This window comes from Methyloceanibacter sp. (assembly GCF_035650995.1).
In the GTDB taxonomy this organism is placed as follows: domain Bacteria; phylum Pseudomonadota; class Alphaproteobacteria; order Rhizobiales; family Methyloligellaceae; genus Methyloceanibacter.
In genome coordinates this window covers 1-8,987 of record NZ_DASRGO010000130.1, presented here as the reverse complement: position 1 = coordinate 8,987, position 8,987 = coordinate 1, and the positions used below count along the sequence as shown (strand labels likewise).

9 protein-coding genes are annotated in these 8,987 nt (G+C 66.5%); 1 reads left to right on the top strand and 8 read right to left on the bottom strand.

Translation table 11 applies throughout. From position 1 onward, the window contains the following. The 4 genes from tatC to VFB18_RS09890 form a co-directional block, all read right to left on the bottom strand. The coding region (tatC, locus tag VFB18_RS09905) for a twin-arginine translocase subunit TatC (RefSeq protein ID WP_324974325.1) at positions 1 to 728 on the bottom strand (728 nt) is incomplete at its 3' end. Beyond that, on the bottom strand, positions 725 to 1,252 hold the full coding sequence (gene tatB, locus VFB18_RS09900) for a Sec-independent protein translocase protein TatB (RefSeq protein WP_324974322.1): 528 nt from the start codon (positions 1,250 to 1,252) through the stop codon (positions 725 to 727). The genes tatB and tatC, both read right to left, overlap by 4 nt. 148 nt (positions 1,253 to 1,400) lie before the next feature. Beyond that, a complete protein-coding gene (locus VFB18_RS09895) occupies positions 1,401 to 1,649 on the bottom strand; it encodes a twin-arginine translocase TatA/TatE family subunit (protein ID WP_324974319.1) in 249 nt (82 codons plus the stop codon). Between the two features lie 169 nt (positions 1,650 to 1,818). Continuing rightward, positions 1,819 to 2,976, bottom strand: a complete 1,158-nt coding sequence (locus VFB18_RS09890; protein WP_324974316.1) for an ABC transporter ATP-binding protein — start codon at positions 2,974 to 2,976, stop codon at positions 1,819 to 1,821. 144 nt (positions 2,977 to 3,120) lie between these two features. Here VFB18_RS09890 and VFB18_RS09885 point away from each other — a divergent pair, with 144 nt between their 5' ends. Beyond that, the gene (locus VFB18_RS09885) at positions 3,121 to 4,044 is read left to right on the top strand and encodes an MBL fold metallo-hydrolase (RefSeq protein ID WP_324974313.1); all 924 of its coding nucleotides are present in this window, start codon (positions 3,121 to 3,123) and stop codon (positions 4,042 to 4,044) included. A gap of 11 nt (positions 4,045 to 4,055) precedes the next feature. Here VFB18_RS09885 and scpB read toward each other — a convergent pair whose 3' ends face one another. From scpB to VFB18_RS09865, 4 genes are read right to left on the bottom strand one after another with little or no spacing between them, the layout of a single operon-like run. Continuing rightward, entirely contained in the window at positions 4,056 to 4,838 is a 783-nt protein-coding gene (gene scpB, locus VFB18_RS09880) for an SMC-Scp complex subunit ScpB (RefSeq protein ID WP_324974310.1), read from the bottom strand. 39 nt (positions 4,839 to 4,877) lie between these two features. Beyond that, positions 4,878 to 5,711 (bottom strand): ScpA family protein, encoded by an 834-nt coding sequence (locus VFB18_RS09875; RefSeq protein ID WP_324974307.1) that lies wholly within the window; start codon positions 5,709 to 5,711, stop codon positions 4,878 to 4,880. Next, positions 5,708 to 6,727 carry a beta-N-acetylhexosaminidase gene (nagZ, locus tag VFB18_RS09870; RefSeq protein WP_324974305.1) on the bottom strand — a complete coding sequence of 340 codons (1,020 nt, stop codon included), beginning with the start codon at positions 6,725 to 6,727 and terminating at the stop codon, positions 5,708 to 5,710. The genes VFB18_RS09875 and nagZ overlap by 4 nt, the downstream gene beginning before the upstream one ends. A gap of 53 nt (positions 6,728 to 6,780) precedes the next feature. Further along, positions 6,781 to 8,877 carry an SPOR domain-containing protein gene (locus tag VFB18_RS09865; protein WP_324974302.1) on the bottom strand — a complete coding sequence of 699 codons (2,097 nt, stop codon included), beginning with the start codon at positions 8,875 to 8,877 and terminating at the stop codon, positions 6,781 to 6,783. Positions 8,878 to 8,987: the final 110 nt, after the last annotated feature.

Here is an 8,987-nt window from a genome sequence, read left to right as displayed (position 1 = left end):
GCGAAGATCGAGGCCTCGTAAAGCAGGACGGTGGGGATGGCGAGCGCAAGCTGGCTGATCGGGTCTGGCGGCGTGAGCACGGCCGCGACGATGAACACGCCGAGAATGGCGTAGCGGCGCTTCGCCCTGAGGTCGGCGGCGGTGATGAAGCCGGCGCGCGCGAGCAGCGTGAGCAGGATCGGCAGCTGGAAGCAGATGCCGAACCCCAAGATCAGCGTCATGATCAGCGAGAGATATTCGCTCACCCGTGCGGTGAGATGGATCTGCACCTGGCTGTCGCCGGTCTGCTGCATCGACAGGAAGAACTTCATGGCGAGCGGCATGGCCACGAAATAGACGAGCGCTGCGCCGATGAGGAACAGGATCGGGGTGGCGATCAGATAGGGGAGAAAAGCCTTGCGCTCGTTCTTGTAGAGACCGGGCGCAACGAACATCCAGATCTGCGAGGCGATCACCGGGAAGGCAATGAAGATCGCGCCGAACATAGCGAGCTTCACTTCGGTGAAGAAGAACTCCTGCGGCGCGGTGTAGATCAGCTCGATCGGAGCGTCGGTGCCCGCCGCGAGCCGGTAGGGGAAGAGCAGGAGGTTGTAGATCGGCTTGGCGAAATAGAAGCAGACGAGGAAGGCCATGAAGATCGCGAGCAGCGACCAGATGAGCCTGCGCCTGAGCTCGATCAAATGCTCGATGAGCGGCGCCTTGGTTGCCTCGATGTCCTCGTGGGTCACGGCTTGGGTTCCGCATCCGACGGCGGCTTCGATTGAGCCTTCTCGGGCTCGACCTGCTTCGCTTCGGGTTTCGCCTTGCGGGTCCGTTTCGGCTTGGCAGAAACGGGCTCCGCCGGGGCGGCGGACGCCGCAATCTTGGGCTTCGCCGCGCGTTTCCGCTTCGGCGCGGGCTTTTTCTCGGGCGGCGCATCCGGCGATGCGTTGGGAGCGGCGCCTCTGCCATTCTTTTGCGTAGCTGCCGACTCGGCTGATGGTCCCGGCAGCATGATCGGCTTGTCGACCGGCGCCTTGAGGTCGATCTCGGGCGTCGATGTGCGAACGCTCTCGATCGCCTTCTTCACCTCCTCGAGCTCGGTCTCGCGCATCGCGTCCTCGAACTGGCGCTGGAAGTCAGCCGCCGCGCGGCGGAGCTTGCCCGCGTAATGGCCGAAGGTGCGCATCAGCCGGGGCAGGTCCTTGGGCCCGACGACGACGATGGCGACGACGGCGATGACGAGAAGCTCAGACCATCCGATGTCGAACATGGACGTGATTCAGCGCGCCGATATCCGTTGCGTCACTGCCGGGCTGATCCCGGCACTTCGGGGCCGCGCGCCCCGACCCTGTAGCCGCTTGGTGCCCCCGGTCAAGCCCGGGCACGACGAGAGGCTGAGGCAAATTTGCCCGCTCTTTTCAGGAGGCCGATTTCTGCTTGCGCGGGGTCTTGGGGCGCGAGGCGGTCTTGGCGCGGGGCGCCGCCTCCTTGTGCTCGATGACCTTGGGCGCGGGCTCCTTGGCGGGCTCCTCGTCCTCGGCCATGCCCTTCTTGAAGCTTTTGATCCCTTGGGCCACGTCGCCCATCAGCTCGGAAATCTTGCCGCGCCCGAACAGAAGCACGAACAGCACGAGCACGATCAGGATATGCGACCAGCTCAATCCCATCAGCAATCTCCAGCGGGACCTTGGCCCGCACGTCGAATTCCGGCGCACTATGGCAGCAAAGCCCGCCCCCCTCAAGCCGGGGTCATCGTCAGCCCGGCGCAAGCCGGGGTCCAGAGCAGCAAGCACTGAGCAGGGGACGCTGGATACCGGCTTTCGCCGGTATACGGCCTCACGGTTCGCGGGCCGCGCCGTTTTCGGCCTCGAAAACGAGGACGGCGCCCGCATCGACGGCGACGCCGATCTCGCTGCCTTGGCTCGGCACATCGCTTTCCCGCACACGCGCGAGGATCGGCGCGTCGAGTCCCTGCACTGCAACCTCGACGAGCCCCACATCGCCGAGAAAGCGCGTGTCGAGCACCCGGCCCGGCACGCCCTCGCCCGCAGGAAGAAGCCGCACACCGCCCTGGCGCACGCAGACGATCGCGTCCTTGCCATCCGGGATGGCGCCGGCGAAGAAACGACCGAGCACGGTCTCGGCACTTCCCCGCTCGACGCGCGCCGGAAGCTCGTTCAAGTCGGAGAAGGTGCGCGCGGCGAGAATGTCCTTCGGCGCGCGGTAGAGATCGAGCGCCTTTCCGGTCTGCACGATCCGTCCCTGGCGCATCAGAGCCACCCGGTCGCCCATGCGCATGGCCTCTTCGGCGTCGTGGGTCACGACGATCGAGGTGGCGCGCGTCTCGTGCAGGATGGCAAGCGTTTCCTCGCGCATGCTCTCTCTGAGCCGCGGATCGAGCCCTGAGAACGGCTCGTCCATGAGGAGGATGCCGGGGCGTGGAGCAATCGCGCGGGCGAGCGCCACGCGCTGCTGCTCGCCGCCGGAGAGGATATGCGGGTACTCGGCGGCATAGTGGGCGAGCCCGACGCGCTCGAGCGCTGCAAGCGCCTCGGCCTTGGCCTCGCTTCGCGTCAGGAAGTTGAGCCCGAAGGCGACGTTGTCGAGCACGGAAAGATGTGGGAACAGCGCGAAGTCCTGGAACATGAGCCCAACACCGCGCTTCTCGGGCGGAACGAAGCGGTCGGGGCCGGCGACCTCCTGGCCATCAATGAGCACGCGCCCTCCGGAAGGGCGCTCGACGCCCGCGGCGATTCTCAGGAGCGTGGTCTTGCCGCAACCCGATGGCCCGAGCAGGCAGACGATCTCGCCCGGCGCGATGTCGAGGCTCACGCGATCGAGCGCGAGGCTCTCGCCGTAGCGGCGCGAGACCTCATCGAAGGTGAGCGGTGCGGCGAAGGCGACCGCGGCCTTGCCGCGCCCGACCTTGCCGCCTCCCCGCGTGTTCTGTCGTTCGGCGGCGGCACGACTGCGAGCCTTCAACCTTTCGAACATGACGCTGATCTACGCGCTCGCCACGGCTTGGCGCAACCCCGCGCGCATCCTCCCCGGCCGGAATGCAAGACCATGGTTGCCGCTAGGAATCGGAGGCGGCCTGTTGTTCACTGCCAAATGCGATCGAGGACCCGTATCGAGCAAATGAGCGAAGCTCCAAGACCCCCCATCAGGATCACCCACCACAAGCCCTACCTGATCTCCTTCTACGCCGGCCGCGAGCCCTACACGCGCATCAGCAGGGAACGCAATTGGTACGACGATTCAGCCATGGCGCTCGGCACCGCCATGTACGCGATCCACAGCGGGAGCGAAGCGGTCGTCTACGACACCTTCGCGAGCATCCCGCAGGCCGGGTTCGTCCGCGGTTATTTGGAGCGCCAGGGGGTTCGGAAATTCACCGTGGTGCTCAGCCATTGGCATCTCGACCACATCGCCGGCAACGAAGCGTTCGCCGATTGCCCCATCATCGCCACGGCGCTCACGCGCGAGGCGCTCGCCAGACACAAAGCCGACATCCAGGCCGGCACGGTGTGGGGACCGCCGCCGATCAAGCCGCTCGTTTTCCCCAACATCCTGTTCGACGACCACTTGCAACTCCGCGTCGGAGAGATCGACGTCGAGCTCCGCCGCAGGAACATCCACAGCATCGACGGCTGCGTCGCCTTGCTCCCGCGCGACAAGCTTCTGCTTGCCGGCGATACGCTGGAAGACCCCCTCACCTACATGATCGAGGTGGAGAACCTCGCCGAGCATGTGCGCGAGCTCAACGAGATGAAGCGCTGGGACATCGCCAGGATTCTTCCCAATCACGGCGACCCCGAAACGATCACGAAAGGCGGCTTCGACACGACGCTGATCGATGCGACCATCGCCTATGTCACCAGGGTTCTTGGCAAAGCCCACGACGCGGATTTTTTGCAGGGCACGATGGAGGACTATATCGGGCCCGAAGCGGCGAAGGGCTGGATTCACCCCGCCGAGCCCTACCGCGAGGTCCACGCGCAGAATCTCAAGCTCGTCCACGACTATTGGAAGGACAAGCCGTTACCCGAGATCGCACGGTAGGCGCCACCCGATCAGGCCGGCTCGCTGCCCGGGTCGTCGTCCTTGTCGCCGAGAGGCTCCTCGTGTTGCGGGTCGTCTTCGAGCGGCTCCTCGTCGTCGCGGAGCGCGGGCGAGTCGTCGGGGTTCGGCATCGAGAAGCCGGGCGGCAGTGACGAGTCGAGCAGCCCCGCTCCCTTCAGCTCGTTCAGGCCCGGCAAGTCCTGAATGTGGTCGAAACCGAAATGCTCGAGGAAGCTTTCCGTCGTGCCGTAGGTCACCGGGCGTCCCGGCGCGCGGCGGCGTCCCCTCATCTTGATCCAACCGGTCTCGAGCAAAACGTCGATCGTGCCCTTCGAGGTGGACACGCCCCTGATCTCCTCGATCTCGGCGCGGGTCACGGGCTGGTGGTAGGCGATGATGGCGAGCGTCTCGAGCGCCGCGCGGGATAGACGGCGCTGCTCGACCGCCTGCTTCTCGAGCAGGAAGGAGAGATCGTCGGCGGTGCGGAACGCCCATTTGCCGGCCACGCGCACGAGATTGACGCCGCGCCCGGCATAGATCGATTGCAGCTCCTCGAGCAGCGCGCGCACGTCCTCTCCTTCCATGAAATGCTGGGCGATCTTGGCCTCGTCGAGCGGCTCGGCAGCCGCGAACAGAAGCGCCTCGACGATGCGGAGCTTCTCGCGCCGGTCGGTCGATTGCAGGGCGATGACGTTGGACGGGAGCGGCAATGGCAGACGCGGGGGCGCCTTGTCCTCGCGCTCCGTCTCGTCTTCGGTCATCGTGGCGACCCTACTCAATTGCTTCGCTGTCATGCGCGGCCTCGTCCTTGTTCTTCCCTCTGGCTTCTCATGTTACGCGGCTCGGTTACGGCGGCGGATCATCAACGGCGCGAACAGTTTCGACTGGCTGATCTCGAGCGACCCTTCGCGGGTCATCTCCAAGGTGGCGGTGAAGCTCGAGGCGAGCGCGGTCTTGCGCAGCTCAGGTTCGACCAGAAATTCGGCGAGAAGCTGGTCGAGCGGCGCCCAATCGCAACTGATGCCGAGCAGCCGCTCGAGCTCCTGGCGCGCCTCCTTGAGCGACCACACGGTGCGCTGGCGCACCTGCCACGTGCGGGTCGCGGTGCGCCGGCGCTGCTCGGAATAGGCCTTGAGCAGATCGTAGACATTGGCGTCGTAAACGCTCTTCTTGTTGACGCGGATCGGCTCGGGAAGCCCGCGCGCGAACACGTCGCGGCCGAGCCGCTTGCGCGTCATGAGCTGCGCCGCGGCCTCGCGCATGGCGTCGAGCCGCTTCAGCCTGAAGGCGAGGAGAGCGGCAAGCTCCGCGCCGGTCGGCTCCCCCTCCTCCGACGGCTCTGACGGGAGGAGGAGCTTCGACTTGAGGAAGGCGAGCCACGCCGCCATGACGAGGTAGTCGGCGGCGATCTCGAGCCTTAAGCGCCGCGCCTCGGCGATGAAGTCGAGATATTGCTGGGCGAGCGCCAGCACCGAAATCCTGGCGAGGTCGACCTTCTGCGTGCGCGCCAGCGCAAGGAGAAGATCGAGAGGTCCTTCGAAGCCCTCGACATCGACGAACAGCGTCTCGCCGGGAGCGGCTTCGACACGCTCCTCGGTTGCTTCCCAGTCCGACGGCCCGGCCTGGTCAGGTTCCTCGGCGATGGTGTTTTCGGTCTCGTCCGTCATGCCACGGGACTCCCTGCCGCCTCGCTCACGAGCGCCATTGCCTCGGTCTCGTCGAACGGCTCGGGCGCATGAAGGAAAGAGCGGGCGCGCGCGAACCGCTCGGCGGCGAGACCTTCGAGCGGGGGGGTGGCGCGCGCGGTGTCGAGCATCTCGGCGAAGTCCCCGCTGCAATGGAGCACCACGTCGCAGCCGGCGTCGATCACCTCACGCGCCCGATCTGCGTAAGGACCGCGCAGCGCCTGCATGCCGATATCGTCGCTCATCACCAAGCCTTCGAGCCCGATCGTTCCACGAATCACTTCCCGCATTATAACGGGGGAGGTGGTCGCCGGTCGCCGCTCGTCGTAGCAGGGCAACAGCACGTGAGCGGTCATGGCGAGCGGCGCGTCGCGGAGCGCGTGGAAGGGGCGGAAGTCGATCGCCTCGAGATCACGCGCGTCAGCCTCGATGCACGGCAAGGACAGGTGGCTGTCGGCGCGGGCCCGGCCGTGCCCCGGCACATGCTTGATCACGGGAAGCACGCCGCCGGCGAGCGTTCCGTCCATCACCGCGCGGCCGAGTACGGCGACGACCTCGGGATCGTCCGAGAAGGCGCGGTCGCCGATGATCTCGTGCGCGCCCTTCTCCGGCACGTCGAGCACGGGCGTGCAGTTGACGTTGATGCCGAGCGCGTGGAGTTCTTGAGCGATCAGTCGCGCGCCGGCGAAGGCCGCAGCTTTGCCCGCGCCGCGATCCTTTTCGTAGAGGTGGCCATAGCAGCGCGCCGGCGGCATGTTGCGCCAGTGCGGCGGGCGCAAGCGCTGCACGCGGCCTCCTTCCTGGTCGATCAGGACCAGCACCTGCTCGCTGCCCACCGCCTCCCTGAAGGCGGCGACGAGCGCGCGAATTTGATCCGGCGTTTCGCAGTTCCGGGCAAAGAGGATGAGCCCACAGGGGCGGTGCTCGGCGAAGAACCGTCGCTCGGCGTCGTTCAGGAACGCGCCGGAGCAGCCCGAAATGAAAGCTTTAAGGGTCACGACGCGGCGTAGCGTGCGTCGCGGCCAAAGGTCAAGGCCCAGCCGGTTGAACGCTACTGCGTCGCGACCAGGCAGTCGGGCAAGCCTTGCGCCTTCAACTGGCTGCACAGCTTCGCCGCGGCCGCCTTGTCGGCGATGGGCCCGATGCGCAAGCGATACCAGACACCCTTGGTGCCGAGGTCGGCCTTCTGCACTATCGGCCGGTAATTGGCGAGCAGACTTGGGTATTTCTGCTGCATATCGGCAAAACTTGCGAGCGCCTCGGTCTGGTTCTTCTTCGAGCCAACCTGGACGACATATTTGGTCGATCCCGTCGCGGCTGCAGGCGTGGCAGAGGCTTGCGTGGCGGCCGGCTTGGCTTTGGGCGCGGCGGGTGCCGGCTCCATGGCCGCAGTCTGCTGCGGGGCCGGCGCGGGCGCGGCTGCCGCCGCAGGCGCAGGATCGGCGGCCGGAACGGGCATTGCCGCGGCCGGAGCGGGCGCTGCCGGCGCAGGCAGTGCCGCCGTCTGGCTGTCGGCGCCTTGGGCTGCCGCGGCCGTTCCCGGGGCGGGGTCTTCGACCGAGCCGTCGGGATGAACTTTGAGCGTCTTCACGCGGCGCGGACCGCCATCGGTCGTATCGTCGGCGGAAGCCACCGCCGCAGGAGCGGCACCGGCGGCAGTACTGTCGACCGCAGCCTGGGCCGCCGACGGCGTCGTGAGGTCGGTAGTTGCCACCGGCGTCGGGAGGCCCGCCGTCTCGGTCTGAGCCGGCGGAAGCGCGGGAACCGCGACGTCCTCCTGGCGCGGCACGAGCTTGTCGTTCTCGGCCTCGTCACCGTTCTGGAGGCGGTCGTAGATCAGCTTGTTTTTGTGAGGAAATTCCTTGCCGCCCGGATCGTCGGGCACTTCCTTCACAGGACTATTGTCGGCGGTCACGACCGGGGGCTGCTCGCTGCCAATGCCACCGCCGGACTGCTTGTAGACGAAAGCGAGAGCCCCGCCCAAGGCGATGGCGCCAAGAAGGGCGCTACCTACCATGAAGGCGCTCTTGCCCTTGAGTGAGGCCATCTTGGAGCGGGCGGCCGGAGGCGGCGTCACCTGCCCTTCGTCGAGGAAATCGGCGTCGACACGATCGCTCTCGAAGAAATCCTGGGCGCCGCGGCGCTGGGGCTCGGCGGAGCCGAGCGCGATCTGCGGCGGCTGATCGTAGAGCGCATCGAAAGCCTGGAGCTGCCGGCGCGGATCGCTCGGCGGCACTTGGCCCGATCCGTTATGCGAGGACATGCCGTAGTCTTGCGAGGGCTCTTCGTTGAAGGTATCGAAGCCGTGGTCAGCCTGCCCCTGCGCTTGATGCGATGCGAAACCGCCATCGAGCCCGGACTCCAAATTGCCGAACGGCGAGTTGGACGAGCCGAAATTCGAATCCGGAAAGCTGGCGTCTTCGAAGCTCGCATCGCCTAAGCTCGCATCGCCGTAGTTCTGGTTGCTGAAGGAGGCGTCGCCGAACTTGGGCTCGGCGTAGCCGGCCTCGTCTGACGGCGCTTCGGGGAAGCTTGCATCTCCGTAGTTTGCGTCCGGGTAGGATTGCGGCTGGTAGGACTGCCCGCCGTAGCCCTGTGCCCCGCCATAGCCTGCGCCGGGGTAGCCCTGCGCGCCGGGATGCTCCGGCGCGGAAAAGTTCGGCGTGCTCGCAGGCTGGTTCGCGCGATAGGCCTGCGACTGGAAGTCGGGGGCCTGAAAATTCGGCGCGGCGGCTTGGAAGTTTTGGAAGTTCGGGGCCGGCGCCGGGGCCGGCTGCGGCGCCGGTTGGACGGGCTGGGAGGCGAAGGGGTTCTGGAAGTTCTGCTGAGCCGGTTGTTGGCTTGCAACGTAAGGGGTGAAGGATGGCGCTTGCGGCTCAGGCGCCCTCTGAGCCGGGCCCCGCGTCACCGGCGTATAGGTCGGCATCTGCGCGAAGACGGGACCGCCCCCACCGAAGATCGAGCGTTGTCCCGGCCCTGGCCTACCCGCTCCTTGTCCCATGAAGGTTACCTCGCTTGGTTGCGTGTTGAGGGCATTGGCGCCCCACGTCTGGGGCGCTCCGCCCGCGCTCTGCCTGTTGGCGAAATCTGACTGAAACTCAGGGGTCGGACCGGCCTTGCGGCCGCGCCCGTCATCGTGCGTGGACATGGCTACTTCCCTCGAACCACCCCTGCCCCAGGTCGGCTAGTGCAACTCGTGCATGGCGTTAACCCCGAGGATCCCCAAACCCAACGCCAGAACACGCTTCGTGGCAGCCA

Coding starts and splice junctions, on each gene's coding strand:
- tatB (WP_324974322.1), bottom strand. CDS start 1,252: ATGTTCGACATCGGATGGTCTGAGCTTCTCGTCATCGCCGTCGTCGCC.
- VFB18_RS09895 (WP_324974319.1), bottom strand. CDS start 1,649: ATGGGATTGAGCTGGTCGCATATCCTGATCGTGCTCGTGCTGTTCGTG.
- VFB18_RS09890 (WP_324974316.1), bottom strand. CDS start 2,976: ATGTTCGAAAGGTTGAAGGCTCGCAGTCGTGCCGCCGCCGAACGACAG.
- VFB18_RS09885 (WP_324974313.1), top strand. CDS start 3,121: ATGAGCGAAGCTCCAAGACCCCCCATCAGGATCACCCACCACAAGCCC.
- scpB (WP_324974310.1), bottom strand. CDS start 4,838: ATGACAGCGAAGCAATTGAGTAGGGTCGCCACGATGACCGAAGACGAG.
- VFB18_RS09875 (WP_324974307.1), bottom strand. CDS start 5,711: ATGACGGACGAGACCGAAAACACCATCGCCGAGGAACCTGACCAGGCC.
- VFB18_RS09865 (WP_324974302.1), bottom strand. CDS start 8,877: ATGTCCACGCACGATGACGGGCGCGGCCGCAAGGCCGGTCCGACCCCT.